Source organism: Pseudarthrobacter sp. NPDC092419, from assembly GCF_044755045.1.
Lineage (GTDB): Bacteria > Actinomycetota > Actinomycetes > Actinomycetales > Micrococcaceae > Arthrobacter.
This window is the reverse complement of sequence record NZ_JBIVQF010000002.1, coordinates 51842-75866: the sequence shown is the minus strand read 5'-3', so window position 1 is coordinate 75866 and position 24025 is coordinate 51842. Positions and strand designations below refer to the sequence as shown.

General features: G+C 67.4%; 25 protein-coding genes. 10 read left to right on the top strand and 15 right to left on the bottom strand.

Going from position 1 to position 24025, the window contains the following annotated elements; genetic code table 11:
- Positions 1–115 precede the first annotated feature (115 nt).
- Positions 116–1786, top strand: a complete 1671-nt coding sequence (gene pgm / locus ACIQC0_RS03705; RefSeq protein WP_400532711.1) for a phosphoglucomutase (alpha-D-glucose-1,6-bisphosphate-dependent) — start codon at positions 116–118, stop codon at positions 1784–1786.
- Here the strand turns inward: pgm and ACIQC0_RS03700 are convergent.
- Both ACIQC0_RS03700 and ACIQC0_RS03695 read right to left on the bottom strand, forming a co-directional pair.
- Positions 1783–2292, bottom strand: coding sequence for a 2'-5' RNA ligase family protein (locus ACIQC0_RS03700; protein ID WP_400533262.1), 510 nt, complete (start codon positions 2290–2292; stop codon positions 1783–1785). The genes pgm and ACIQC0_RS03700 overlap by 4 nt on opposite strands.
- Positions 2293–2424: 132 nt before the next feature.
- On the bottom strand, positions 2425–3030 hold the full coding sequence (locus ACIQC0_RS03695) for a malonic semialdehyde reductase (RefSeq protein WP_400532709.1): 606 nt from the start codon (positions 3028–3030) through the stop codon (positions 2425–2427).
- A 197-nt stretch (positions 3031–3227) separates the two neighbouring features.
- On the opposite strand from ACIQC0_RS03695, the gene ACIQC0_RS03690 reads away from it, so the two are divergent.
- The gene (locus ACIQC0_RS03690) at positions 3228–4556 is read left to right on the top strand and encodes a uracil-xanthine permease family protein (protein ID WP_400532707.1); all 1329 of its coding nucleotides are present in this window, start codon (positions 3228–3230) and stop codon (positions 4554–4556) included.
- On the opposite strand, the gene ACIQC0_RS03685 is transcribed toward ACIQC0_RS03690, so the two are convergent.
- Together ACIQC0_RS03685 and ACIQC0_RS03680 are read right to left on the bottom strand one after the other, a co-directional pair.
- Positions 4519–5157 (bottom strand): GAF domain-containing protein, encoded by a 639-nt coding sequence (locus ACIQC0_RS03685; protein WP_400532705.1) that lies wholly within the window; start codon positions 5155–5157, stop codon positions 4519–4521. The genes ACIQC0_RS03690 and ACIQC0_RS03685 overlap by 38 nt on opposite strands.
- A 159-nt stretch (positions 5158–5316) precedes the next feature.
- Complete coding sequence (locus ACIQC0_RS03680; protein ID WP_377216466.1) at positions 5317–5676, bottom strand: hypothetical protein; 360 nt, start codon at positions 5674–5676, stop codon at positions 5317–5319.
- Between the two features lie 179 nt (positions 5677–5855).
- On the opposite strand from ACIQC0_RS03680, the gene ACIQC0_RS03675 reads away from it, so the two are divergent.
- From ACIQC0_RS03675 to ACIQC0_RS03665, 3 genes are read left to right on the top strand one after another with little or no spacing between them, the layout of a single operon-like run.
- Complete coding sequence (locus ACIQC0_RS03675) at positions 5856–6374, top strand: DUF6328 family protein (protein ID WP_400532703.1); 519 nt, start codon at positions 5856–5858, stop codon at positions 6372–6374.
- A 2-nt stretch (positions 6375–6376) separates the two neighbouring features.
- Positions 6377–7039, top strand: coding sequence for a DUF6766 family protein (locus tag ACIQC0_RS03670; RefSeq protein WP_400532701.1), 663 nt, complete (start codon positions 6377–6379; stop codon positions 7037–7039).
- A gap of 2 nt (positions 7040–7041) precedes the next feature.
- The gene (locus ACIQC0_RS03665; RefSeq protein WP_400532699.1) at positions 7042–7392 is read left to right on the top strand and encodes a LuxR family transcriptional regulator; all 351 of its coding nucleotides are present in this window, start codon (positions 7042–7044) and stop codon (positions 7390–7392) included.
- A gap of 9 nt (positions 7393–7401) precedes the next feature.
- Here the strand turns inward: ACIQC0_RS03665 and ACIQC0_RS03660 are convergent, their stop codons facing one another.
- The 5 genes from ACIQC0_RS03660 to ACIQC0_RS03640 form a co-directional block, all read right to left on the bottom strand.
- A complete protein-coding gene (locus ACIQC0_RS03660) occupies positions 7402–8526 on the bottom strand; it encodes a glycerate kinase (protein WP_400532697.1) in 1125 nt (374 codons plus the stop codon).
- Positions 8527–8553: 27 nt separating this feature from the next.
- Positions 8554–9363 carry an SDR family oxidoreductase gene (locus ACIQC0_RS03655; protein ID WP_400532695.1) on the bottom strand — a complete coding sequence of 270 codons (810 nt, stop codon included), beginning with the start codon at positions 9361–9363 and terminating at the stop codon, positions 8554–8556.
- 53 nt (positions 9364–9416) lie between these two features.
- Positions 9417–9845, bottom strand: a complete 429-nt coding sequence (locus tag ACIQC0_RS03650) for a hypothetical protein (protein ID WP_400532693.1) — start codon at positions 9843–9845, stop codon at positions 9417–9419.
- Between the two features lie 115 nt (positions 9846–9960).
- Entirely contained in the window at positions 9961–10767 is an 807-nt protein-coding gene (locus ACIQC0_RS03645) for a class I SAM-dependent methyltransferase (protein ID WP_400532691.1), read from the bottom strand.
- The gene (locus tag ACIQC0_RS03640) at positions 10764–11144 is read right to left on the bottom strand and encodes an STAS/SEC14 domain-containing protein (RefSeq protein WP_377216606.1); all 381 of its coding nucleotides are present in this window, start codon (positions 11142–11144) and stop codon (positions 10764–10766) included. The genes ACIQC0_RS03645 and ACIQC0_RS03640 overlap by 4 nt, the downstream gene beginning before the upstream one ends.
- Before the next feature lie 80 nt (positions 11145–11224).
- On the opposite strand from ACIQC0_RS03640, the gene ACIQC0_RS03635 reads away from it, so the two are divergent.
- The 4 genes from ACIQC0_RS03635 to ACIQC0_RS03620 all read left to right on the top strand — a co-directional run bounded on the left by ACIQC0_RS03635 (position 11225) and on the right by ACIQC0_RS03620 (position 16179).
- Entirely contained in the window at positions 11225–12895 is a 1671-nt protein-coding gene (locus tag ACIQC0_RS03635) for an ATP-binding protein (RefSeq protein ID WP_400532689.1), read from the top strand.
- Between the two features lie 21 nt (positions 12896–12916).
- A complete protein-coding gene (locus ACIQC0_RS03630; RefSeq protein WP_400532687.1) occupies positions 12917–14452 on the top strand; it encodes a putative bifunctional diguanylate cyclase/phosphodiesterase in 1536 nt (511 codons plus the stop codon).
- 93 nt (positions 14453–14545) lie between these two features.
- Positions 14546–15604 (top strand): EAL domain-containing protein, encoded by a 1059-nt coding sequence (locus tag ACIQC0_RS03625; RefSeq protein ID WP_400532685.1) that lies wholly within the window; start codon positions 14546–14548, stop codon positions 15602–15604.
- Between the two features lie 131 nt (positions 15605–15735).
- On the top strand, positions 15736–16179 hold the full coding sequence (locus ACIQC0_RS03620) for a hypothetical protein (RefSeq protein WP_400532683.1): 444 nt from the start codon (positions 15736–15738) through the stop codon (positions 16177–16179).
- On the opposite strand, the gene ACIQC0_RS03615 is transcribed toward ACIQC0_RS03620, so the two are convergent.
- The 4 genes from ACIQC0_RS03615 to ACIQC0_RS03600 all read right to left on the bottom strand — a co-directional run bounded on the left by ACIQC0_RS03615 (position 16152) and on the right by ACIQC0_RS03600 (position 19650).
- Positions 16152–16943: a glycerophosphodiester phosphodiesterase family protein gene (locus ACIQC0_RS03615; RefSeq protein ID WP_377216454.1), complete on the bottom strand. Its 792-nt coding sequence runs from the start codon at positions 16941–16943 to the stop codon at positions 16152–16154. The two genes, ACIQC0_RS03620 and ACIQC0_RS03615, sit on opposite strands and share 28 nt — an antisense overlap.
- Positions 16944–16972: 29 nt before the next feature.
- Positions 16973–17221, bottom strand: coding sequence for a hypothetical protein (locus ACIQC0_RS03610; protein ID WP_400532681.1), 249 nt, complete (start codon positions 17219–17221; stop codon positions 16973–16975).
- Between the two features lie 79 nt (positions 17222–17300).
- Entirely contained in the window at positions 17301–18116 is an 816-nt protein-coding gene (locus tag ACIQC0_RS03605; protein WP_377216452.1) for an HAD family hydrolase, read from the bottom strand.
- A gap of 19 nt (positions 18117–18135) precedes the next feature.
- A complete protein-coding gene (locus ACIQC0_RS03600) occupies positions 18136–19650 on the bottom strand; it encodes a multicopper oxidase family protein (protein ID WP_400532679.1) in 1515 nt (504 codons plus the stop codon).
- Between the two features lie 106 nt (positions 19651–19756).
- On the opposite strand from ACIQC0_RS03600, the gene ACIQC0_RS03595 reads away from it, so the two are divergent.
- The gene (locus ACIQC0_RS03595) at positions 19757–20620 is read left to right on the top strand and encodes a F510_1955 family glycosylhydrolase (protein ID WP_400532677.1); all 864 of its coding nucleotides are present in this window, start codon (positions 19757–19759) and stop codon (positions 20618–20620) included.
- A 74-nt stretch (positions 20621–20694) separates the two neighbouring features.
- Here the strand turns inward: ACIQC0_RS03595 and ACIQC0_RS03590 are convergent, their stop codons facing one another.
- Both ACIQC0_RS03590 and ACIQC0_RS03585 read right to left on the bottom strand, forming a co-directional pair.
- Positions 20695–22326 (bottom strand): APC family permease, encoded by a 1632-nt coding sequence (locus ACIQC0_RS03590; protein ID WP_400532675.1) that lies wholly within the window; start codon positions 22324–22326, stop codon positions 20695–20697.
- A gap of 126 nt (positions 22327–22452) precedes the next feature.
- Complete coding sequence (locus ACIQC0_RS03585; protein ID WP_400532673.1) at positions 22453–24006, bottom strand: aldehyde dehydrogenase family protein; 1554 nt, start codon at positions 24004–24006, stop codon at positions 22453–22455.
- Between the last annotated feature and the right edge of the window lie 19 nt (positions 24007–24025).

Below are 24025 nucleotides of genomic sequence, written 5' to 3'. Positions count from 1 at the left end.
GGTACTTTTCGGCCCCGGTACTCAGGCGCACTACTTGCATGACATTCCGCCGTCACAGGGGCCGGATGCTGGACTGTCCGTTTGGGCGCGGGCGCGTCTCTGGCATGCTGGTGCCATGGCTAGCCGCGCGGGTACAGTTGCCCTCCCCCAGGACCTTGTTGACATCACTGCGCTCCTTGACGCGTACTACGACATCACGCCGGACCTTTCGGACCCGGGCCAGCGGGTGGCGTTCGGAACATCCGGGCACCGCGGTTCCAGCCTGAAGGCGTCATTCAACGAGCGGCACATCGTCGCCATCACCCAGGCGATCGTGGAATACCGCGCCGGCCAGGGCATCACCGGCCCCCTGTTCCTGGCCAAGGACACCCACGCGCTAAGCGAACCTGCGCAGAACTCGGCGCTGGAGGTCCTCGCCGCCAACGGCGTCCAGGTCCTCGTCGACGCGCGGCACGGCTATACCCCCACCCCGGCGCTCAGCCACGCGATCCTCACCTACAACCGGAAGGCCGGGGCAGGTGCCCCGCAGGCCGACGGGATCGTGGTCACCCCCAGCCACAACCCGCCCGCGGATGGCGGATTCAAGTACAACCCTCCGCACGGCGGCCCCGCGGACTCGGATGCCACCGGCTGGATCGCCAATCGCGCCAACGAACTCCTGGAGAACGACCTCCGAGGCGTCAAGCGCATTCCCGTAGCGGACGCCCTGGCTGCGGACAGCACCCGTAAGTTCGACTTCCTCAGCAGCTATGTGGACGACCTGCCGTCCGTGCTGAACCTGGACGCCATCCGGGACGCCGGAGTCCGGATCGGCGCGGATCCCATGGGCGGGGCATCCGTGGACTATTGGGGCGAAATCGCCGAGCGCCACCACCTGAATCTCACCGTGGTGAACCCCACGGTTGATCCGCAGTGGGCGTTCATGACGCTGGACTGGGACGAGAAGATCCGCATGGACTGCTCCTCGCCCTCCGCCATGGCGTCGTTGATCCAGCGGATGTCCGACGGCGGCACGGCCACCGGGGGCGGCTCCGCCTTCGACATCGCCACCGGAAACGACGCCGACGCCGACCGGCACGGCATTGTCACGCCCGACGGCGGGCTGATGAACCCGAACCACTACCTCGCCGTCGCGATCGACTACCTCTACCGCAACCGCAGCGGCTGGAACCCGAACTCCGTGGTGGGCAAGACCCTGGTCTCCTCCTCGATCATCGACCGCGTGGCGGAAAGCCTGGGCCGGAAGCTGGTGGAGGTGCCGGTGGGCTTCAAGTGGTTCGTGCCCGGGCTGCTGTCCGGCGAAGGCGCGTTCGGCGGCGAGGAATCGGCCGGCGCCTCCTTCAACAAGAAGGACGGCAGCGTGTGGACCACGGACAAGGACGGCATCCTGCTGGCGCTGCTGGCCTCCGAGATTACCGCCGTCACCGGCAAGTCGCCATCGCAGCTGTACAAGGGGCTGACGGACCAGTTCGGCGCCCCTGTCTATGCCCGGATCGACGCCGCTGCCACGCGGGAGCAGAAGTCGGCACTCGGCAAGCTCTCGCCGTCGGACGTCACCGCGACCGAACTGGCCGGCGAGGCGATCACCGCGAAGCTCACCGAAGCCCCCGGCAACGGCGCGCCGATCGGCGGGCTGAAGGTTGTCACGGAGAACGCGTGGTTCGCGGCGCGCCCGTCCGGCACCGAGGACGTCTACAAGATCTACGCCGAGTCCTTCAAGGGCGAGGAACACCTGAAGCAGGTGCAGGCCGAGGCCAAGGCCCTGGTGGACAGCGTTATCGCCTAGCTGCTGTCCGGTAGGCTCCACAGGCGCAGGATGCGCCGGATGGTGCGGTCGCCGTCGGGCGCCATGTCCACCAGGGCAATCCGGTCAAGTACGACGGCGTCTCCCGGATGCAGGCGCTTCACCTCCGGCCCCGCGCCGCGGTGGGAGACATGCGGCCGGTAACCGGACAGGGTGTGGTGCGGCGTGAGGATGCGGCCGTCCAGATCTTCGACGGCCCGCACGAGATCCTCGTGCAGGGCCTGGAGCGCGGGGTCTGGTTCCACGAGGCTGACGGGGACCGAGCCGCCACGGCCGAAACCTGCGTCTTCCCCTATCAGCAGCGTGGCGCCCAGGGCTGCGCGGGCAGTCGCGTCGGCCGCCGCCGCCAGCGCTGCGGCGGGGTCGGCGCCCGCGGAGGCATCGGCGTCGAACCTCACCAGCGTGATGTGCAGCGGCCATTCGCTGCGGGGGAAAACCAGCCCGTCGGCCACCGGCTCGACGAAGGCCACCAGGATCAGGTTCCGCATTGGCATAGCCCCAGTCTCCCATCCCCCCACCCGACGCTCTCTCACTCCCTGCGCCTTAAACGCCGTCGCTCTCTCACACGGTGAGAGAGCGACGGCCGAAAAGCTGCAGAAACTGAGAGAGGGTCGCGGGGGTTAGACGGTGCGGACGACGTCCTCGTAGGCGAACTTCGGCTTCGCGGCGCCCCAGGCGCCCTCGCCGGGCTGGCCGATGTTGACTACCAGGAAGCTCTTCTGGCCGCCGGCCGGGAAGAACGCGGTGTCGATGGCGTTGAAGTCGGCACCGGTCATCGGTCCGGCGGAAAGGCCGAGCGAGCGGACGGCCAGAATGAAGTAGCCGGCCTGCAGGTGGGCGTTGTTGTTGCCGGTGGCGGCGGCGAGCTCGGGGTCGGCGTCATACATGGCCTTCGGGGCGCTGTACTCCGGAAGGAACTTGTCCCACTGGCCCGCCCAGTCGGCGTCGTAGCTGAGGATGGCCACCAGCGGAGCGGAAGCGGTCTTGGCGCGGTTGCCGGACATCATGGCGTCCACCAGCGTGGCGCGGGCCTCGTCCGAGCGGACGTACGTGACGCGCAGCGGCTGCGAGTTGAAGGCGGTGGGTCCGAACTTGGTGAGTTCGTAGATGGCGCGGGCCTGGTCCTCGGTCACCTCTCCGGTGAAGGAGTTAGCGGTGCGGGCTTCGGCAAAAATAGCGTCGACTGCGGCCGAATCGATAACCGCTTCTTCATGGGCAATGGTCATGGGGTTAGCCTTTCAGTGCGCCGCCCCGCGGACCGGGGAGGCTTCCATACGTTGTTCATTTGTTGCAACTTCAAGTAATGCCCATTTGTTCCCGGCGGCCACGTGGCCTCCGCCACGTGCCGCCTTCGCGGTATTCTGGTGCGGATCCCCCTCTGCCTTCGCGGCACCCCCTCAACGCCCCTGAAAGGCCACCTCGCATGAGCATGCTCGGAATCACATGGAAGCTGCACGGCACCGGCAAGTCCATTAAGCCCGGCCACGTGGTGGCCCCGGACGAGAGGCTGGCCTGGCCCCTGACCATCGGCGTTGGCATGCAGCACGTGGTGGCCATGTTTGGCGCCACCTTCCTGGTGCCGATCATCACGGGCATGCCACCGGCCACCACACTGCTCTTCTCAGGCATCGGCACCCTGCTGTTCCTCGTGATCACCAAGGGCAGGGTGCCCAGCTACCTGGGCTCGAGCTTCGCGTTCATCGCTCCCATCATGGCCTCGCAGCAGCAGTTCGGTGTAGCGGGCGCGCTGGGCGGCGTGGTCATGGCCGGGGCCGCGCTGGCCCTCGTGGGTGCCATAGTGCAAAAATTCGGCGCCGAATGGATCAACCGCCTGATGCCGCCCATCGTGACCGGCGCCATTGTGGCCCTCATCGGCCTGAACCTTGCCCCGGCCGCCAAACAGAACTTCGACGCCGCCCCCATCACAGCCGTCATCACGCTGGCCACCATCATCCTGGTCAGCGTCCTCTTCCGCGGCATCGTGGGCCGGCTCAGTATCCTGGTGGGCGTCGTGGTGGGCTACCTCGTGGCCATGATCCGCGGCGAGGTCAGCTATGACAAGATGGACGCCGCCGCGTGGGTCGGCCTGCCGCAGTTCCAGACGCCCGAATTTCACCTGGGCGTCCTGGGCCTGTTCGTACCCGTCGTCCTGGTGCTGGTGGCGGAGAATATCGGCCACGTGAAGTCCGTTGCCGCGATGACCGGCCAGAACCTGGACGGCGTGTCCGGCCGCGCCCTGATGGCCGATGGTGCCGCCACCGTCCTGGCCGGCTTCGGCGGCGGCTCCGGCACCACCACATACGCGGAAAACATCGGCGTCATGGCTGCCACCAAGGTCTATTCGACCGCGGCCTACTGGGTTGCGGGGATCTTCGCCATTCTGCTGAGCTTCTCGCCAAAGTTCGGCGAACTCATTGCGACAGTTCCCGCCGGTGTCCTGGGCGGCGCAGCCACCATGCTGTACGGCATGATCGGCATCCTGGGCGTGAAAATCTGGGTCCAGAACAAGGTGAACTTCGCCAACCCGGTCAACCTCACCACGGCTGCCGTTGCCCTGATCATCGGTATCGCGGACTACACCTGGACCATCGGCGAGCTGACCTTCACCGGCATCGCGCTGGGTTCCGCCGCGGCGCTGGTCATCTACCACGGCATGAAAGCCATCGCGAAGGCCCGCGGAACGGTCGCCGAACCGGAAACCGACCCGGTCCCGGTCAGCGGCGGCCCGAAGCGCGCTCCGAAGAAGCGCTAAGCGGCGCGGGGCCCGCTCCCAGGTCCACCAGCACCAGGGAGCCATGGACGACGGCGGCGCCCGCCGCCGCCTCGGCGCGCTCGGCGATGCGGACCACCACCCGCAGGGCGCGTGCCACATGGCGGACGTAAGCCGCGGCGCTCAACAGGTCGTCGCTGGTAAACGCGTGCGGCAGCGGCGCGTAAAGGTTGATGGCGGCGCTGGCGGATTCCTCTGACACGAGAGGCACCGCGAGCAGTGACTGCACCCCGTGGGCCGATGCAGCGCTGGCGTACCCCGGCCAACGCCGGTCCCGCGCCAGATCCGAGACCAGAACGAACGCGTTGTTGCGTAGCGCTTCCATGACGGGCCCGTCCGCGAAGGAGCACTGCTCGCGGTCCGCCTGGCGCGCCTGGTCCGTGCTGGCTGCGATGGTGCGGGAAGCGCCCAGCCGGAAGAGGGTGGCCGCCCAGCCGATGCCGCGGCGGTCCCCGTTGATGTCCCGCATGAAGTCGCGGGTCTCCTCCTGGAGGTAGTCCTCGACGTCCTTGCTGTCGAAGACGGGCTCCGGGGGGACTGGAAGCGGTCCCCAGCCAACCTGCCCCGTAGGTTCAGCGGCCATGTTCCAGCCTTGGTGGTAGCGCCCAGGCCCACTGCAAAACCCTGTACTAAGAATACGTCCACCGGATGCCTGTCGGGGAGGTCTTTCCGGGAGCTGTTCATCGGCGCCGGAGCCGCCTCCGTCGGCTCCGGCAGCGGAGACTAGCGCCCGCTCCGGCGACTATCCGGCGTCGAAGCTCTCGCCGTCGTCGTCCTTGGGCGCCTCCTCCTGCGGAAGGTCGCTGCCGCTGCCGTCCGGAAGCCCGGCCGCGTCCTCGCCCGATTCCGAAGAGACGGGTGCGGAGCCCTTTGAGTCGTCGTTGGATTCGTCGATCTCCGCGGCACTGGAGGGCAGGTCAGCGTCGCCGCCCTGCGGTGCGGCAGGATCACGCGGCACTGGCTGTCCGCCGGACCCCGCCTGGGGTGCGTTGGTGTCCACTGCCTGCGATCCCTGGCTGCCGCCCAGCTCCTGCTCTGCCGTGGGCGTGCCGTAACCGCCGGTGGCAGCCTCCGGGTCAACGTGCTGGTTTTCCTGCGCCATGGTTCCTCCTGGTGTGCGTTTGCGGATGGAGTTCCTGGGCGGGTTCGCGGAGGTCCGCATCCCCGCCAGCAGTAATCAGTAAACTTACCAAACATGGACACAGGCGCAACGCTGACCTTGCTAACGGGCAGGCAGGGAGTAGAACTGAACCAGCGGAGCGGCGCGGAAAGGAAACAACAATGCCAGAGTTAGAAGATCATCGGGACTCGTCCGGGAGGAACGAAACCCGCGAAGAACGGATGGACCGCAACTGGGGTGAGCTCCTCCAGGAGTTGCGCGTGCTGCAGACCGGCGTCCAGATCCTCGCAGGTTTCCTGCTGACCCTGCCCTTCCAGGATCGCTTCAAGACCTTGGACGACTATCAGGTGACGCTCTACCTCGCTAACGTCGTGGTGGCCGCGCTAACCACCGCCTTCATCCTGCTGCCGGTCAGCGTCCACCGGCGGCTGTTCCGGAAGCGGCTCAAGGAAACGCTGGTGAACAGCGCGGACGCCATCACCAAGATCGCCTTGGGCGGTGTCGGCCTGCTCAGTGTGGGGACCGCGTCCCTGGTCTTCGACGTGACCGCCGGCCGGGAGGCAGGACTCACCGCAGGCGGTGTGCTCCTGGCGCTGCTTCTGGTACTGCTCGTTTACGTCCCGTTGCACCTGAACCGGACCGCCGAGGACAACCCGTCGGCGTCCAGAAACGAGGAATGATTATGGGCAAATGGGCCAAGGAACACGGGCTGCTCATCGCCAACACGGCCCTGTTCCTCGTGTTCTTCGGAGGGATGATCCTCTCCGGGGCGGCAGCATACAGCGAGGAGCAGCAGGCGCACGGTGAAGCCGCCGTTTCCGTCCTCCAGTTTCTGGGCACCGGGGAATTTATGGAAGCCACCTTCGAGAACTGGGAATCGGAATTCCTGCAGATGGGCATGTACGTAGTGCTCACAGTCTTCCTCTTCCAGAAAGGTTCCTCGGAGTCCAAACCGATGGGCAAGGACGCTCCGCAGGACGAGGACCCGCGCCAGGCAGCGATCAGGAAGGCCACGCCTTGGCCCGTGAAGCGCGGAGGCGTGGTGCTGAAGTTCTACGAGCACTCACTGTCCATCCTGCTCTTCGTGCTGTTCCTCGCCTCTTTTGGCCTGCATGCCGTCGGCGGCGCGGAGGCCTACAACCAGGACCAGCAAAGCCACGACGGACCGTCCGTGACCGTCCTGCAGTATATCGCCACGAGCCGGTTCTGGTTCGAATCGTTCCAGAACTGGCAGAGCGAATTCCTTGCGGTGGCTGTCCTGGTGGGCGCCTCCGTCTACCTGCGGGAAAGGGGGTCACCGGAGTCCAAGCCGGTGGCCGAACCGCACTACGAAACAGGAGCCTAGTCATGCACACCATCGTCCGTACCATCCTGCTGGCCTTGACCTTCGCCGCCGCTCCCGCCCTGGCGGCAGGAGCGGCGCACGCAGCCCCGCAGACAGCCCACCTTTCCGCCGCGGCCAGCGCCAGCCAGGCCAATACTGCCGAAACGCTGGTCCCCTTGGCCGGTTACACTCCCACACCGTCCCCCGGCGACACCGCTTCCACCGGCCCGGCCAACCCAGGGACAGGCGAATCGGCGCAGAAGGAGGCCAGCCGGCTCGACTTCGCCCCCTGGGTCATCGGAGGGATCGCCCTGGCCACCCTGATCGTGGTGCTGGTGTGGTGGCGCCGCCGAGGCAGGACCACCATCGTATAAAACCGGCGGCTAAGCACCCTCGAGCACCTGGGCCGTGGCGCGCACCAAGTGCCGGGCGGCGTTCGCGACGGCGTCTTCCGGACCTTCGGCAACATCGAGCAGCTGGGCGGCAGCCACCACGCCGTGCTGGGCGAGGTCTTCTGCAGTGACGAGGATGCGCCCGGCCACGACCACCGCGGGAATCCCCCGTTCCCGGGCTGCATGTGCCAACGCAATCGGGGCCTTTCCGGTCAGCGACTGCGAATCCATGGACCCCTCACCTGTGATCACCAGGTCAGCCTCCGCGAGCTGTTCGGCCAGCCCCGTCAGCCCCGCCACCAGCGCGAAGCCGCCTTCCAGCACGGCGTCGGTGAAGGCAAGGAACGACGCCGGGAAGCCACCGGCGGCGCCCGCCCCCGGGACGTTGACGTCCCGGCCCGTTGCTTCGCGGAGGACGGACGCCCAGTTGCGGAGCCCGGCGTCGAGCATTTCCACCGCGTCCTGGTCCGCGCCCTTCTGGGGCCCAAAAACGTGGGCGGCTCCGGAGGTACCGTAGAGCGGGTTCCGCACATCCACCGCGATGCGGAACCGGGTACCGGCCAGCCGGGGATCCAGTTCGGAGACATCGAGGGCGGACACGTCCGCCAGGGACGCCCCGCCCAGCGGCACGACGTTGCCGGCGGCGTCGAGGGGCTTCAGGCCAAGGGCGCGGAGTGCGCCGCTGCCGCCGTCGGTCATGGCGGACCCGCCCAGGCCCAGGACGATCTCGGTAGCGCCGGCCTCCAGCGCGGCGGCAATGAGCTGACCGCACCCATAACTGTGGGCGCGCAGCGCATTCTCGGGAGTCGGTTCCATGTCGGCCAGTCCCGAGGCCTGCGCGGTCTCGATGACCGCCGTGATGTGGCCGCCCGGATCCCGATGGAGCGCCCACGCCGCACCGGTCGGCGCCAGGATGGGGCCGACGACGGCGTGCAGCCGCTCCTCGTATCCTGCGGCCACGGCGGCCTCCAGGGTTCCTTCCCCGCCGTCCGCGATGGGGAACTGGGTTGCTACAGCGTCCGGGTAGACGCGGAGGGCGCCTTCGGCGATGGCCGCGGCAGCTTCAGCCGCAGTGAGGGAACCCTTGAATTTATCCGGGGCGATCAAGATGCGCATGCGCTCCATCATGCCAGCCCGGCGGGTTTAGGTGTCGCGCCACTCGTGGCTGGTGATGTGCGATCCGGCCTGCGGCCCCATCTGCAGCATGCCGCCATCCACGGGCCAGGACGCCCCCGTGACATAACTGGCGGCGGGCGAGGCAAGGAAGGCGATGACCGCAGCCACCTCCCGGGCGTCCCCCGGCCTGCCGAGCGGCACTCCGGGCCGGTCCTTCGCCGTCGGGTCCTCATTCTCCTGCCCCGTCATAGGGGTCGCGATTTCACCGGGCGCCACATTGTTGGCGGTGATGCCGTGGCGGGCCAATTCGAGGGCGATGGTTTTCATGAGCCCGGCCAGACCATGCTTTGAGGCGTCGTACGCGGCGGCCCCGACGCGCGGCTGAAACTCGTGGACACTCGTGACCGCGATCAGCCTGCCACCCCGGCCAGCTCTTACCATCCGGCGCGCTGCGGCCTGCAGACAGACAAAGGCGCCGCCCAGGTTGGTGTCCACGGTCTGCTGCCAGGTTTCCACATCCAGATCCAGGAACTGCGTTCCGTCTCCGGTCCCGGCATTGTTGACGAAGACGTCCACCCCGCCGAGTTCGTCCGCGAGCGCGTCGATGACGCCGGCCGCCGCCTGGAGGTCGGTTGTGTCCAGCTGCCGCACCACCGCCTTCCGGCCGAGGGCACGGACCTCTGCGGCAGTATCCTCAGCGCCGGCCTGGTCTGAGTGCCAGGTCACCCCGACGTCCAGGCCGGCGGCGGCGAGGGCCACGGCGGTAGCCTTACCGATGCCCGAGTCGGACCCGGTGACGATGGCGGTAGCAGGGGAAAATTCCGTGGTTGGCTGCATGGGTGCCTTTCCTTGGGGGCGTGCAGGGATCCTTGCGATTCGTCGGGTCTTGTTCAGGCTGGGCGGCGCAGTTGCGGGCCGGATTCTTCCGCCGGCGCGGGCATCAGCGGAACAGCAAATGTGACGGCGGGCCGGCCCGTGACGTCATCTGCCGCCTTGACCGTCAGGCTTCTGACACCGGCCGGCAGGGAGGGGCTGAACACCTGCAGATTCCGGGAACCCAGCGTGACGGACTTCCGCAGGGTGTACTCCGTTCCAAAGTGGTCCTGCAGGACGATTTTGGCCTCCGGCGCCATGTCGGAGGCCAGCTGTATGTTGACCACCAGCCCGGAGGACCACACCTCTACCGAGAGGACCGTGAACGCGGTGGTCTCCGTGACGTGGCTGCCGTAGGTGGGCGGGAGAAGTATCGAGAGGAGGGCACCCGAGGGAACGAAGTCGCGCGCTGCCGCCCGGGCGGCTCGTGTTCTGTCCTGCACCATAGCTGCTTCCCTTCCCCAGAGGCTGGGTAATAAGTTTACTTGCCATAGGGCTTCGGCGCCTGCCTTGATGGTAAATTGCGGAAAAACTGCGGGCTGCCGGAAAGCCCGCAGATCGCTATCTATGCTGCCGCAGCACCGCGTAGTAGCCCGGCACCTGGTTGCGGCCCGCCAGTCCCGTGAGGGGGTGCGTCTCGATGACCGCCGGACCGTCCTCGAGCAAGTGCCAGACCGCCGGCGAAAGGATCCGCGAGCGCTCTTCCGGACCAAAATGGCCCGGCATCGGGAGTCCCCGGATGGCCCTTTCCAGGGGAGCAGGAATGCTGCGGAACGTGGCGCCCAAATGGGAGGCATAGGAGACAGGGCTTCCCCGGAAGTTCGTCTCCACCAAGAAGACGGCACCCCGGGCCCCAGCAAGGATGCGCAGGTTTTCGGCCAGTGCCGCCTGGTCGTCACGGCGAAGCACATGGAGGACGCCCCGGATGAAGACGTTGGCGCCGGGTGCTCTCGCAAGACCGGTTCCGGCACCCGGCTCTGTCATGTCGCAGACCTCGTAGGTCACGCTGCCGCTTGCATCCTGCAAAGCCGGTTCCGTCCGGGCCCGCTCCACCGCGTGGCGGGAGATATCCACTCCCACAACCTGGGGAAAAACGCCCGCCAGCGCCCGGGTGAAACTGCCATCACCGCACCCGACATCCAGCACAGGAAGTTCCGGATCGAAGTGCCGGAGCAGCACGTCCCTGTAGCCCTGGAATTCCCGGTCCGAGCCGGAGTCCCACAGCACCTCACCGGCGCTTCCGGTCGCGCTGATCCCGGCCCAGTACCGCTCCCACGCCAGCGGCCGGTCTTTCGGGGCGGAGCGCGCCAGCCGGATCAGCCTGGGGGTCATCAGGTACTTGCGCAGAGCGGACGTGAACGCTTTCATGCGGGTTCGCTGCCGGCCTGCAGCCACGCCATGGCCTCGTCCCGGGACGTGAAGAAGCGTGTGGGGCAGGGCCGGGTTCCCAGGCCGAGGGCAAAATTCGCCATGACCTTGTCCACAGGCGACGAGCCCAAAAGCGCGATCCGGGACGCCTGGCAGGGGCGGCCGAAGACCGCGCGGGCACCCCTGCTCACCTTTTCAGTCGTGGCCATATCCACGAGCATGGGGTGGCGGTCCTGGCCGCAAAGCCGGTTGACGCCCTCCATGGCCGCCTCGGCGTCGTCTTCGGTAATGGACGCGTTCCGGGGCCACCGCAACTGAAGGACACCGCCGTCGTCGAAGAAGAGATCCGGTTTCCCGGAAGCTGTCCCTGGCTGCATCGCTGCTCCCCCGCTCTTTTCCATGGAGCCTCCACCCGGCGTCCCCCTACAATGTACTCAACTGGGAGGGAAGGGGGACCGTGGGGCCTGACACGCCTTCGTATGCACGGACATCCCGCGCCGCTGTGGTGGCAGACCTTGACGCCGCCCGGGTTGCCCTGCTCGCCGATGCACTCCGCCGCGCAGGTTACAGCGTCCGGACCGCCGGGGACGCAGGATCCCTGGCAGCGCTGCTCGCCGCCGGCGTCCCCGACGTCGTTGTGGTGGATGCGCCCCTGTCCGCCTTCGACGCCGACGTCCCGGTTCTGGTCCTGGTCAATCTGGACAGCCCCGAAGAGACAGCCGCGCTTGAGCGTACAGGCATCCGGGATAGCATCATCAAGCCACCGGCCCCCAGGGAGCTGGTGCACCGCGCCAACGCACTTGTGGGGATGGTGGCCCGACGTCGGGCAGCCCGTCAGGAAACTGAAGCGTTGCGGGAACGGCTTCGGGAGGTATCCGCAGCCGTCCGGAGCACCAATGATCCGCAGGAGATCGCCGACTACGTAGCCGCCGGTTTCGGCAGCACCTTCCACGCCGACCACGTTCGGCTCGCCACCTTCGACGACCCCAGGATCCCGCAGCTCACTGCAGACTGGACCCGGCCGGGGCTGGAACTTGTTCCGGACAACATGTTTCCAGAGGAAAGGGAGGCACGACAGCTTGCTGACCGGCTATGGGCCGGAGCGGAATCGCTGCCGGCACCGGGCCTCTCCCCCGGGGCGGCGGAGGGCGGGGAGGACGACGCCGGAAGGCTGGCGCCCGGAGCACTCTCAACGTTGGCCGTTCCGCTGGGCGAAGGCGAATCATCCCTGGGCATCGTCTGGATAACGGTGCTCGGATGCCCCCGCTCCTGGTCCAACACCGAACTCGGACTGATCCAGCACGTGGCCGGGAACGCGGCCCACGGCCTCATCCAGAGCCACCTGATCAACAGCCAGCAGCAGGTAGTCCGGCAGCTGCGCGAGCTGGACAAGGCCAAAACCGATTTCCTCGCAACCGTCAATCATGAGCTGCGGACGCCTTTGACGTCCATCATGGCTTACCTCGACATGATCCAGGAGAGCGCCGAGGAGCCGGTTTCCGCCGAGGAGCCGGTTTCCGCCGAGGTGCACCAGATGCTGGACATCGTGGTGCGGAACACCGAACGACTGCGGGCCCTGATGGAGGACATGCTGAGCGTCTCGCGCAACGGCCTGGACGATTCCCTGATGCACCTGACCCCCGTGCGCCTGGGGCGGACGCTGGACCTTGTGGCCGCAGCTCTGCGGCCGCTGGCCAGACAGCAGAACGTCACCATCGCCCTCGAACCGGTCCCCGAGGACCCGGAAATCCTGGCGGATGAGGTCCAGCTCCAGCAGGTGTTCACCAACCTGGTCTCCAACGCCATCAAGTTCACCCCGAGCGGCGGCCGGATAGAGGTGGGCAGCGAGTCACATGCCGCGCCGGACGGCACCCGCTGGGCCACTGTCAGCGTTGCGGACACGGGGATCGGGATTTCCAGCGAAGAGATCGACCACGTGTTCACCCGCTTCTACCGGGCGTCCAACGCGATGGCCGGCGCCATTCCGGGCACTGGGCTGGGGCTCGCCATCACCAAGGACATCGTGGCCCGGCACGGCGGCCGGATCGATGTGGCCTCCACGCTCGGCGCGGGAACCACCGTGACGGTGAGCCTGCCGCTGGACGCTGCCCGCAGCCAGGCCAACTGAGAGGACGGGAGGAGGAACCAGATGTTTTCCGACGACGACCCGCGGCTCTCCCGCCTCCTGGAAGGCATCGTCAGGCTGGCCTCCGGGGACCTCAGCTCACGCATCGAGGTGTCACCTGCCCGCGACGACCTCGATGCCATCATCATGGGCACGAACCTCCTGGCCGAGGACCTCCAGATCATCTACGAAGAGCTGGAACAGCGTGTCCAGGTCCGCACCCAGATGCTCCACGAGGCGCACCTGAAGATGCAGGCGATGGCCATGCAGGATCCGCTCACGCGCCTGGCCAACCGGTCCGCCCTCCTCGAGGCGCTGCGGTCCGCCATTGACGCGGAAGCGCCCGACGACGAAGCGCCGGTGCTGCTCCTGATGGATCTTGACGGGTTCAAGACCATCAACGACAGCCTGGGACACAGCGCTGGCGACCAGGTCCTGGTCACCGTGGGAGAACGGATCCGCCGCGCCGTACGCACCTCGGACGTGGTGGCACGGCTGGGCGGAGACGAGTTCGCGATCGTCATGCCTGCGGCATCCCCGGACCAGGCGGATATTGTGGCGCACCGCATCCTTGCGGAGGTGGGCGAACCCATCGAGGTCCCGGGGCGCAGCATCAGGTGCGGTGCGAGCATCGGCCTCAGCATCGGGGGTTCCGGGCAAAGTCCCGAGGACATGCTCATGGAGGCGGACGTCGCCATGTACGCCTCCAAGGCTGAGGGCCAGAACCGGCTCCACCGCTTCGAACCCGGGTTGCTGCTGGTCCGGCGGCTCCGCAGCCAGCTGGTCGAGGATTTGCGGGGCGCCATCCGGAACAGCGGCCTGGAGCTGGCCTACCAGCCGGTGGTGGAGCTCGCCACCGGACGGATCGAGGGCGTGGAGGCCCTGGTCCGCTGGCACCACCCCGAGCGGGGAATAATCATGCCGGACGAGTTCATCCCCGTCGCTGAAGAGGCGGGGCTGATTTCCGAACTCGGCCTCTGGGTGCTCCATGCCGCCGTGCACCAGTTGCGGGACTGGCAGGCGGAATCCGTGGTGGACAGCCGCTTCTCGGTGCGGATCAACATCTCCGCAACTGATCTGCAAAGCCTGCAGTTTATCGAGGACGTACGGGAGGTCCTCAAGGAGACCGGCGTCTTGCCCTCCCAGGTGGTCCTGGAGCTCACCGAGGCCGCCATTGTCCGCGGCAACGAGCTGGACCGCTACTCCCTCGGCGGACTCCGGGGACTTGGCGTCGGCCTGGAAATCGACGACTTCGGCACAGGCTATTCATCCATCAGCTACCTCCGACGGCTCCCCGTGGACCGGGTCAAGGTGGACCGGTCACTCCTCGTCGGGCTCGGTGACGACCCCACCCAGCCTGCGCTGGTGGCGGCCGTCCTGCAGCTCGTCCGGGCCTGCGGGCTGGAGGCGGTCTGGGAAGGGGTGGAGACGGCCGAACAGGCCGGCATGCTGCGGGAGCTGGGGTGCCTCAGCGCCCAGGGGTATTACTTCAGCCGGCCCGTGCCGCCGGAGCAGGTTCCGGAAGTCCTGGCCAGCCTGGCAGAACGCGCCAGCCAATAAAGCGGAAGTTACTGCGCTTTGACGCGCGCCGATATACGATCAAGTGGTCAAGCGGCCACTGGGTCATTACTTCGTCAACTGGGGGCGTAGCTAATGTCGGTTCGGGTACAGGCATGGGGAATCATTGCCGGAGTCCTGTCAGATACTGATCCGTCCGGCGCCGGTGTGCGCCAGCGCCTCAGCAGAAGCCTCGAGGAGAACCCTGGAGTTCCAGAGCGGGCGCTCCTGGAATACCTGATGGAGTCACGCCGCAGCGAATCGCGCTCCCACCCTGCGCCGGGTGCCGGGCCGGTGCATCCTGCCCTCCCCGTCATTCCGCCCAAGCTGGCCGAGCAGATGGATGCCATCCGGAGCATGTCCCGGATCAGCGCACTGCTGGAGAGCAGGATGCTGATGACGGCGTTTCAGCCGATCTACGGACTCAGCGATAAGACCGTGGTGGGCGCCGAGGCCCTGTCCCGGTTCGTCAGCGACGACGGTGCAGCCGCGGAATTGTGGTTTGCCGAGGCCGCCTCCGTTGGGCTGGGTGCCAACCTTGAATTCGCCGCGCTGGGTTCGGCCGCTGCTGCGGCGCGGGACCTGCCTGGGCACCTGTACGTTTCGCTGAACATTTCCCCGACGTCGTGCATAGACCCGCGGCTTCCCGAATTGTTCGACCACATCGACCTCCCCGTTAACCGGGTGGTACTCGAACTGACCGAAGACATTCCCGATGCGGAATATCTTCAGTTCATGGCGGCGGTCAACCCCTTCCGCGAGCAGGGCCTGCGGCTCGCACTGGATGACACCCAGCCCACCGCCGGCGCCCTGAGCCGCATGCTCCACCTGCAGCCGGACTTCCTGAAAGTGGGGCGCAACATCATCAGCGGCGTGGATACGGACGAGATCCAGCGCGCCCTCGCAGCCTGCCTGGTGGACTTCTCGGCGCAGATCGGCACTTCGCTGGTGGCTGAAGGCATCGAAACACCGGGCGAGCTCAAAGCCCTGACCGAGCTGGGCATCCACGCCGGACAGGGCTACCTCCTGGGCCGGCCCTCCGTGCGGCCCCAGGACTGGGCCGGCTGGAACACCCCGCTGGATCCGGACGGTCTGAAGCGGCAGCTCGCGGACGCAGACGGAGCCGGGGCGCACCCAAGAGGCGGCGCCTCCTAAAGGCTGTGCAGTCGTCGTCCGCACCGCAAGCCAGCCTCGCACTGGACTAAATGTAAGCATGCTGATAATTCTGGAATTGTCAGGCAGCGCCACCCGCAGTGGCCCCGCACACGATGTCAGGAGGAACAGTCATGGGAATCGGCGACAGCATCGGAAAGGCAGCGGAAAACGCGATGGAGGACCTCGCGGGCACATCGGATCCGGCAGAGAAGTCCAACGTTCCAGACCCTACGAATCCCAACGACGACGTAGAAGTCCACTCCTCCATCAGCGAAGGCTCCAACGCCATGGAGGCCGAGGAGCAGAAGGCGCCGGGGCTGAAGACAGGAGCAGCCCCCGGCCCGGTCTCGGAAGGTCCGGTTTCGGACAGCCCGCTGGGCGGCGACGCGGAACGAGGTCCGCAGCGGGGCGGTGCCGGCGGTACCGACGCGGCTGCGCCGGCCCCGGAGCATGTTGCCGGCCCCGGCGGACTGCCCGAAGGCGACCCCGAAGAGTTGCGCGCGGATCCTTCCGAGGGCGGCCAGGACCCGGCCACCACGGCAACCGACTACCGGACCGGCCCTTCAGGCCACTGACCCCGTTCCAGCAGCAGGTCCCGCAGCAGGTCCGCCCGGTCCGTGACGATCCCGTCCACGCCGAGGTCCAGCAGCCGCCGCATCTCGCCCGGGTCGTTGATGGTCCAGCAGTGAACCACGAGACCGAGGGAGTGCGCCCTCCGGACGAAGCCGGATGTGGCCACCCGGACCGGTCCGTAGCGGACGGGAACCTGGAGCGCGTGGACGTCGTGCAGGATCCGCGGCATCACGCGCCGGAAGAGCCGCGTGGGAAGGGCGGGGCCCAACAGCGTGAAGACGGCGCTGAGGGTGAGTCCGGCGGAGGAAGCCACGGGGCGGGACAGGCGTTTCAGGACCGCCCGGCGCCGCCGGTCCGAAAAGCTGGTAATTAGGACCCGGTGGTGGGCCTGGTGGCGTTCAATCACAGCCGCCACCGACTCCACGGAGTTCCAATCCTTGATGTCCAGGTTCAGCAGCGCCTCCGGCAGCTCCAGAAGCAGGGCATCCAGCCGGGGAACCTGCTCCGTGCCCCCGATTCTGGCCTGCGCCACCTGGTCCGCGGCCAGGCCGGAGATCCTGCCGGGGTTGCCGGTCACGCGCTTCAGGGTGCTGTCGTGGAAAAGGTGCGGAACGCCGTCGGACGTGGTGTGAACGTCCGTTTCCAGGTACCGGAAGCCGAGGTCGACGGCGGCGCGGAACGCGGCCATGGAGTTTTCCAGCCCTTCGCGGGAAAACCCGCGGTGCGCCAAGGCGGCCGGGCGGTCCTCGAAAAATGGCAGGCTCACTCCGTGAGCGTACCGGTTTCAGGCGCCGGTCAGGCGTCCCCGCGCCGGATGTCCACGCTGTCGCTGCAGTGCAGGAGCGTGCGGCCGGCTCCGTCGTCCAGGTGGACCCACACGGCCTCGTGGTCGGCCGTTACGGCATCTACGATCCCGCCGGTTTCGAAGCCGGGAGCCAGCTTTACGCGGACCCGGTCGCCCTGCCGGAGCTTCTTCCAGTGCGGCGCCGGCGAGACCTTGCGCACCGGTCCGTCCAGCGTATGGCGTTTGACGCTTCTGCCCATCGTTACCCCCTCATCGATTTCCCTACTCCAAGGTAGGAAGCCAAGATGAACGCGGGGTGAGCGCCAGCTGACAGCAGGCTTATAGTCTGACGCCCAAGGCTGCCAGCCGTTCCTCGAGGACCTGGGCAACGCCGTCGTCATCAAAATGCGGCGCCTGCCGGCCGGCGGCGCGGATCGCCTCCGGGTGGCCACTGGCCATCGCGTACCCGTGCCCTGCCCAGCGGAGCATCTCGATGTCGTTGGGCATGTCGCCGAAGGCCACCACGTCGGCGGCGTCGATCCCCAGGGTCGCTGCGTACCCGGCGAGGGTGACCGCTTTGTTGACGCCGGGTACGGCCAGCTCCAGCATCGCCACGTTGGGCGCGGAGTGGGTGGCGGACGCCAAATGCGCGACGGCGGGGCGCACCTGCGCCAGGAAGTCATCTGCGGTGCCCTCCCGGACAATCGCCAGGAACTTGGCCACGGCTTCGCCGGCGGCGAGCGTCGCGGCCAGCGGGGCGGGCGTGAATTCGCCCAGCAGTTCGCTGGAGCCGTTCTCGATGAAGCCGGGCTCCAGGTGGAAGCCGTCCAGGGTTTCCACGGCGAAGAGAGCCGCGGGCCGAAGCTGCTTGATGATCCGGCGCAGTTCCAGCACGGCGTCGGTGGTCAGGGTGCGGGCGGACACGAGCTTGTCCGCTTCCAGGTCCCACACGACGGCGCCGTTGGAGCAGATCACCCGGCCCGTGTGCCCGAGCTGCTCTTCCAGCGGGTGCAGCCAGCGCGGCGGCCGGCCTGTGACGAAGACAAGCTCGATGCCCGCATCCCGGCAGGCGTGGAACGCGCGGACGGTGCGGGCGCTGATCTTCCCGTCGTGACCCAGGATTGTTCCGTCGATATCGCTTGCTACCAGCCGCATCCTGCCAGTCTACGGGGCATCAGCGGACGTAGCTGAGGACACCCATCATCCCGCTGGCGGCGTGGTAGGCGTTGTGGCAGTGGTACAGCCACTGGCCAGGGTTGTCGGCGTCGAACAGCACGGACACCGTGGCTCCGGGCCGCACAATCACGGTGTCCTTCCGGGCGCCGGACTCGCCGATCTGGAACGTGTGCCCGTGCAGATGCATGGGGTGCCACATCACGCTCGGGTTAATGAAGTCCAGCTGTACGCGGTCCCCTTGCCGGACCGCGAGCGCACCGTCATACGGTGAATCCATGGCGAAGCGGCGGCCGTTGATCCCCCAGTTGTAGCCCATCATCGAACCTGTCAGGCGCACGGCATGGCGGACGGTCACGGGTTTGCGCGGAAGGCGGACGGACGCCGCGGAGGTGAGGCGGCCGCCGTCGAACACTTCGCCGTTGATGCGGGAGGGCAGGGCGGCGGGTACTGGCTCCCTGCCGCTGCCGGCGCGGATGCGCCCCAGCGCCAGGCCGGCCTTGCCCTCGGGGAGGGCCATCAGCGGGGTCCAGCCGGCAGGCACGGTGAGGAGCGCGTCGATCCGCTCGCCCATGCCAAGCACGACGGCGTCCACATCCTTGGGCTCCACGGGGAACCCATCGGTGTGGGTCACCGTCAGCCGGGCACCCGGGGCGCCCACCCGGTAGGCGGTGTCCCCGGCGGCGTTGATGATCCGCAGCCGGACCCGGTCCCCTGGCCTTGCGGCGAGGGTGTCCGGGTCCGCCGGGACCCGGCCGTTGAACAGGTGCAGCGGGTAACGGACGTCCCCCGCGTCCCCGCCAAGGAACGGGCTTACCGAACCCATGGCCATGTGTCCGCCGCGCATCATGGAGCCCATGCCCTGGTTCAACTCGGCCAGGACCTCCTCCGGGCTGCCGGTGACGCCGTCCAGCCAGTCGTCCAGGAGAATGACCCACTCGTGGTCGTAGTCCTTGCGCTCGTCCGGGTCGTCAACGATCAGGGCACCGTAGAGTGCGCGTTCACGCTGGAGCTCCATGTGCGAGTGGTACCAGTAGGTTCCCGGGTGGGAGAGCTTGAAACCGTAGTTGAAGCCGGCGCCCGCGGCGGTGGCCTCCTGGGTGAGCTTCTCCACGCCGTCCTGGCTGTTGGCCAGGGCCAGACCGTGCCAGTGGATGCTGGTGGGTTCCGGCAGACGGTTGGCGAGGGCCACCTCCAGCCGATCGCCCACGGAGCCGCGCAGCAGGGGGCCGTTCATGGCCCCGTCGTATCCCCAGGTGGACAGCGTCCCGCCCGCTGCGGCGGCGCCGAGGTCCGCGGCGAAGGGAGCGGCGGTCAGTGCCGCCGTAACCGTCTTGCCGCTGGATGGGCGCGCGTCCTCGGCCGCGCGGACGGCCGCATCACCGGCGTAGATGCGCTGGCCCCCGGACCGGCCGGAAGGCGTGCAGGCGGTGAGGAGGGCGGCGGAGGCGGCGGCAACGGAGAGTCCCAGGAAGTCGCGCCGCTGCAGGATGGTGTGCGGTGTGGAGGAGTTCATGGCACTTTCATCGTCCGTGGTTTACGGTTCCGCGGGCAGTGCCATAGGTCCTGAACGCACCGCCCCCGCCGCAAGGGCCGCACCGGGCCCCGATAGGCTTGTCCCCATGTCTAACCCCACGCTCCGTCTGCGCGCCGCCGGTAGCGCGGCAGCCGCCGTCGTCCTTGCCCTTTCCCTCGCCGCCTGCGCTCCCGGGGCTGCGCCCGAGAGGACAACAACGTCAGCCGCGCAGTCCGCGCTGCCCAGTGCGCACGTCCACGGACTAAGCGTGGGCGCGGACGGCAAGGTCCTGCTGGCCACGCACGAAGGGCTGTTCGATGTCACCGCCGACCCCGTCAAGGTCGGCCCCACCATCGACCTCATGGGTTTTACCGCCGCCAAGGACCCGGGCACCTTCTACGCATCCGGGCATCCCGGCCATGACTCCACCCTCCCCAACCCGGTTGGCCTGATCCGCAGCACGGACGGCGGCGCCACCTGGGAGGAAGTCTCGCGGCAGGGCGAGTCCGATTTCCACACGTTGACCACCACCAAGTCCGGAATCGTCGCCTTCGACGGGACGGTCCGCATCAGCCAGGACGGCTCCACCTGGGAGGCGGTGAATGCCGGGTTCGCCCCCGCCGCGCTGGCCGGTAACCCGGAATCCGACACCGTCCTGGCCACCACCGAGGCGGGCATCCAGCGCTCCACGGACGGCGGCCGGACATGGGCGCTGCAGGAGGGCGGGCCGGTGATCCAGTTCGCCGCGTTCGCCGGCGGGCTGGACGCGGTGGGCGTGGAGCCCAACGGAACAGTGCACACCTCGTCCGACGGCGGCACCGCGTGGGCACCTAAGGGACGTCTGGAGGGCCAGGCCATGGCTGTCGCCGCCACGGGTTCCGGCGACAGCCTGCGCATCTTCGCTGCGACGTCCACCGGGGTATTCGTATCGGACGACGGCGGAGCCTCCTTCCAGCCCCACGGCGGCTGACCCAGGGAAAGGCATCCCTTCGCGAATCTCCACCGCGAAGGGATGCCCTTTCCTGTGCGCTGCAGGTGCAGAACCTAGGAGCCGGTGCCTGCCCTTGATGCAACACCATGGCCTGCCGTGGACGACACGAGCTGGATTCCAGCCGAAGATTCAGCCTCTACGGAACCTCTGGACAGGGGCACGACGGCTGCCGCGGCGTGCTCGGCGAGGACACCTGTCTGGTGCCGAAGCTTCAAGCGGTACATCAGGACCCCGGTAACGGTGACTGCGGCGACGAAGATAACCCCGCCCCACTGCAGGTACCACTCGAACGGTGGCACCGAGTTGTAGATCTCCGGCCGCGGCCAGATCAGGTTCAGCGTCATGGCACCGCCCCAGACCACGGCAAGGACATTCACCGGCAGTCCCCATTTGCCCAGGCTGAAGCCGGGCTCCGTGCCGTCGTCGGACAGCGGCCACTTCTTTGCCAGCCGGTTACGGAGCATGGGTACGGTCACCAGCAGGTAGGAGAGGTAGATCAGGACGATGCTGATGCTGGAGAGGATGGTGAAGATGGCTGGCTGGGAAACGTTCACGATCAGCGGGATGACCGCGATGATTCCGATCACGATGGCGGCGACAGTGGGAGTCTTCCGGACCGGATGCACTTTGCCCAGGTGCCGGCTGAACGGAAGATTGTTGTCGCGGGCCATTGCAAACATCATGCGGATGGCGGCGGCGTGGACGGCCAGCGTGCAGACCATAACGGCCACCACGATGCAGACCAGGAATGCCTTGCCGAACGGGCCGCCCAAAACGGAGAGCACAATGTACTGCAGCCCACCATCGGCGGAGCCAAGCTTGGGATCGTCCAGGTCCGGAGCGGCCAGGAGGCCCGTGAGCAGGATCAGTCCGCCCAATACGAAAGAAGCGGTAATGGCCCGCAGGATTGCCCTGGGCGCGGTGCGCTTCGGGTCCTTGGTTTCCTCACCCAATGAACTGGCGGTATCAAAGCCGTACATCACGTAGCCCGATGCCATGGCGCCGATGATGAACACTCCGAAGAAGCCCAGCGGGTGGTCTTCCCCGAATCCCTTGGCTTCGAAGAGCACGCCGGGGCCGCGGAGCATGTGCCAGCCGAGGGCCAGGATCAGCAGCACAGCGGCCGCAAGTTCAACGAACACGCCCACGCTGTTGATCTTGGTCATGAGTTTCACGCCGAAGGCGTTGATCAGGGTGGAGATCCCGATCATGATGCTCGCGAGCAGGACGCCGTTGACGGCGTAGTCGTAGGGGCCCGTACCATCGCCAATGACCTGGAACCCGGACCATATCTGCGGCAGGGTGAGCTGCAGGGCAAGGGCTACGGCGCCCAGCGCCACAATGGAGGAAATCAACAACAGCCACCCTGCCAGCCAGGCAAAGGTACCGGAGGAGAGCCGTTTGGCCCAGTTATACACTGAACCTGCCACGGGGTAGCGTCCCGCCAGTTCCGCGAAGCACAGGGCCACCATCAGTTGTCCGGCGAAAACAAGCGGCCAGGACCAGGCGTAGGCCGGGCCGGCCATGGCGAAACCAAAGTAGAACAGCTGAAAAACGCCCGTGAGGATGGAGATGTAGCTGACTCCGGCCGCGAAACTGGCGAATTTGCCGATGCTGCGGTCCAGGGTCTGGGCATAACCGAACTGGTCCATGCCGCTTGAATCAGTACTCTTGCTGGGTTCCATCAATTGAACTCCTAAGTCAGAAAAGCACGACGGTGATGACCTGCGGCCGCCATTGGACGCAGGTGAAACACTCGGCCAGGGCGCCGCGCCGTTGCGGCGCCCTGGCGTTTCCCCCAATGCTGTTGCCTAGTCGGCGTCGGCCGCCTCCACTTCCTCCGGCAATGAGCCGAACCAGCCGCTGGGCGCGGGCTGGATGTTCTGCCAGATGTGCTTCGCCTCCCGGTACTCATTAAGGCCTGCCTGGCCAAGTTCACGCCCGATACCGGACTTCCCGAAACCGCCCCACTCCGCCTGGGGAACATACGGGTGGTAGTCGTTGATCCATACAGTTCCGTGCCTCAGCGCGGCTGCGACGCGTTGCGCCTTCGACGCGTCCGACGTCCAGACTGCCCCGGCCAGGCCGTACTCCGTGTCATTGGCGATGGCCACGGCCTCGTCCTCGGTCCGGAATGTCTCGACGGTCAGCACCGGGCCGAATGACTCCTCCCGCAGCACGCTCATGCCGGAGCGGCAGTTGCCGAGCACGGTGGGCGGGTAGAAGAAGCCGTCCGCGAGCGGGCCGTCGTCCGGGATGTAGCCGCCGCACAACAGTTCGGCGCCCTCCGCGATGCCGGCCTGGACATAGGCGTGGACCTGGTCCCGGTGCTTTGCGGAGATGAGCGGCCCCGTCTCCGCGTCGGGATCAAACGGCCCGCCCATCCGGATCCTTTGGGCCCGTTCCACCACCTCAGCCACGAACCGTTCCGCAATCGGCTCTTCGACGACGAGCCGTGCCCCTGCCGAACAGACCTGGCCGGAGTGCAGGAACACGGCGGTCAGGGCGTTGTCGACGGCGGCGTCCCAGTCCGCGTCCGCGAAGACGACGTTGGGGTTCTTTCCGCCGAGCTCGAAGGCGACGCGCTTCACCGTCTCCGCGGCGGCGGCCATGATGGTCTGGCCGGTGGCCAGGCTGCCGGTCAGGGAGACGAGGTCGACGCGCGGGTCGGAGCTGAGCGGGCCGCCCACCTTCGACCCGCTTCCGGTCACCAGGTTTGCGACGCCGGCGGGAACCCCGGCTTCCGCAAGGGTCTCCATGAGCAGGATGGCGGTGGAGGGCGTGAGCTCGCTGGGTTTGAGCACGAAAGAGTTCCCCGCGACAAGCGCCGGGGCCACCTTCCAGGCGGCCTGGAGGAGCGGGTAGTTCCACGGTGCAATGAGGGCACACACGCCCAGTGGCTCGTAGACCACACGGCTGATGGCGTTTGGTCGGCCGGTGTCGATTACCCGGCCGGCGTCGAGGCCAGCGATCTTTCCGTAGTACCGGAAGCAGGCGGCAATATCGTCGATGTCGTATTCGGCTTCGACGAGGCGCTTGCCCGTGTCGAGCGCCTCGGCCCGGGCATAGGCGGCCTTGTCCCGCTCCAAGAGTTCAGCCACGCAGAGCATGACCGCACCGCGTTCAAGGTCGGTGAGCCGCCGCCAGGGGCCGTCGTCGAACGCGGTGCGTGCACTGGCGATGGCCCGCTCCGCGTCCTCCGGCGTCGACTTGGCGACAACTGCCACCTCGCTGCCGTCCGCAGGGCAGCGCACGACTGTTGTGCCGCCGTCGGACGCCTGTTGCCAGGTGCCGTCGATGAAGAGTCCCTTGATGATGTCCTGCCTTTGGCTGGCCTGGGGTGCCTGCTCAACAGTGGCTGTCATGGTTGCTCCTTTTCCAGCG

Excerpts from the sequence above, each read along its gene's own strand:
- pgm (WP_400532711.1), top strand. The coding sequence starts at position 116 with ATGGCTAGCCGCGCGGGTACAGTTGCCCTCCCCCAGGACCTTGTTGAC.
- ACIQC0_RS03700 (WP_400533262.1), bottom strand. The coding sequence starts at position 2,292 with ATGCGGAACCTGATCCTGGTGGCCTTCGTCGAGCCGGTGGCCGACGGG.
- ACIQC0_RS03695 (WP_400532709.1), bottom strand. The coding sequence starts at position 3,030 with ATGACCATTGCCCATGAAGAAGCGGTTATCGATTCGGCCGCAGTCGAC.
- ACIQC0_RS03690 (WP_400532707.1), top strand. The coding sequence starts at position 3,228 with ATGAGCATGCTCGGAATCACATGGAAGCTGCACGGCACCGGCAAGTCC.
- ACIQC0_RS03685 (WP_400532705.1), bottom strand. The coding sequence starts at position 5,157 with ATGGCCGCTGAACCTACGGGGCAGGTTGGCTGGGGACCGCTTCCAGTC.
- ACIQC0_RS03680 (WP_377216466.1), bottom strand. The coding sequence starts at position 5,676 with ATGGCGCAGGAAAACCAGCACGTTGACCCGGAGGCTGCCACCGGCGGT.
- ACIQC0_RS03675 (WP_400532703.1), top strand. The coding sequence starts at position 5,856 with ATGCCAGAGTTAGAAGATCATCGGGACTCGTCCGGGAGGAACGAAACC.
- ACIQC0_RS03670 (WP_400532701.1), top strand. The coding sequence starts at position 6,377 with ATGGGCAAATGGGCCAAGGAACACGGGCTGCTCATCGCCAACACGGCC.
- ACIQC0_RS03665 (WP_400532699.1), top strand. The coding sequence starts at position 7,042 with ATGCACACCATCGTCCGTACCATCCTGCTGGCCTTGACCTTCGCCGCC.
- ACIQC0_RS03660 (WP_400532697.1), bottom strand. The coding sequence starts at position 8,526 with ATGCGCATCTTGATCGCCCCGGATAAATTCAAGGGTTCCCTCACTGCG.
- ACIQC0_RS03655 (WP_400532695.1), bottom strand. The coding sequence starts at position 9,363 with ATGCAGCCAACCACGGAATTTTCCCCTGCTACCGCCATCGTCACCGGG.
- ACIQC0_RS03650 (WP_400532693.1), bottom strand. The coding sequence starts at position 9,845 with ATGGTGCAGGACAGAACACGAGCCGCCCGGGCGGCAGCGCGCGACTTC.
- ACIQC0_RS03645 (WP_400532691.1), bottom strand. The coding sequence starts at position 10,767 with ATGAAAGCGTTCACGTCCGCTCTGCGCAAGTACCTGATGACCCCCAGG.
- ACIQC0_RS03640 (WP_377216606.1), bottom strand. The coding sequence starts at position 11,144 with ATGCAGCCAGGGACAGCTTCCGGGAAACCGGATCTCTTCTTCGACGAC.
- ACIQC0_RS03630 (WP_400532687.1), top strand. The coding sequence starts at position 12,917 with ATGTTTTCCGACGACGACCCGCGGCTCTCCCGCCTCCTGGAAGGCATC.
- ACIQC0_RS03625 (WP_400532685.1), top strand. The coding sequence starts at position 14,546 with ATGTCGGTTCGGGTACAGGCATGGGGAATCATTGCCGGAGTCCTGTCA.
- ACIQC0_RS03620 (WP_400532683.1), top strand. The coding sequence starts at position 15,736 with ATGGGAATCGGCGACAGCATCGGAAAGGCAGCGGAAAACGCGATGGAG.
- ACIQC0_RS03610 (WP_400532681.1), bottom strand. The coding sequence starts at position 17,221 with ATGGGCAGAAGCGTCAAACGCCATACGCTGGACGGACCGGTGCGCAAG.
- ACIQC0_RS03605 (WP_377216452.1), bottom strand. The coding sequence starts at position 18,116 with ATGCGGCTGGTAGCAAGCGATATCGACGGAACAATCCTGGGTCACGAC.
- ACIQC0_RS03600 (WP_400532679.1), bottom strand. The coding sequence starts at position 19,650 with ATGAACTCCTCCACACCGCACACCATCCTGCAGCGGCGCGACTTCCTG.
- ACIQC0_RS03595 (WP_400532677.1), top strand. The coding sequence starts at position 19,757 with ATGTCTAACCCCACGCTCCGTCTGCGCGCCGCCGGTAGCGCGGCAGCC.
- ACIQC0_RS03590 (WP_400532675.1), bottom strand. The coding sequence starts at position 22,326 with ATGGAACCCAGCAAGAGTACTGATTCAAGCGGCATGGACCAGTTCGGT.
- ACIQC0_RS03585 (WP_400532673.1), bottom strand. The coding sequence starts at position 24,006 with ATGACAGCCACTGTTGAGCAGGCACCCCAGGCCAGCCAAAGGCAGGAC.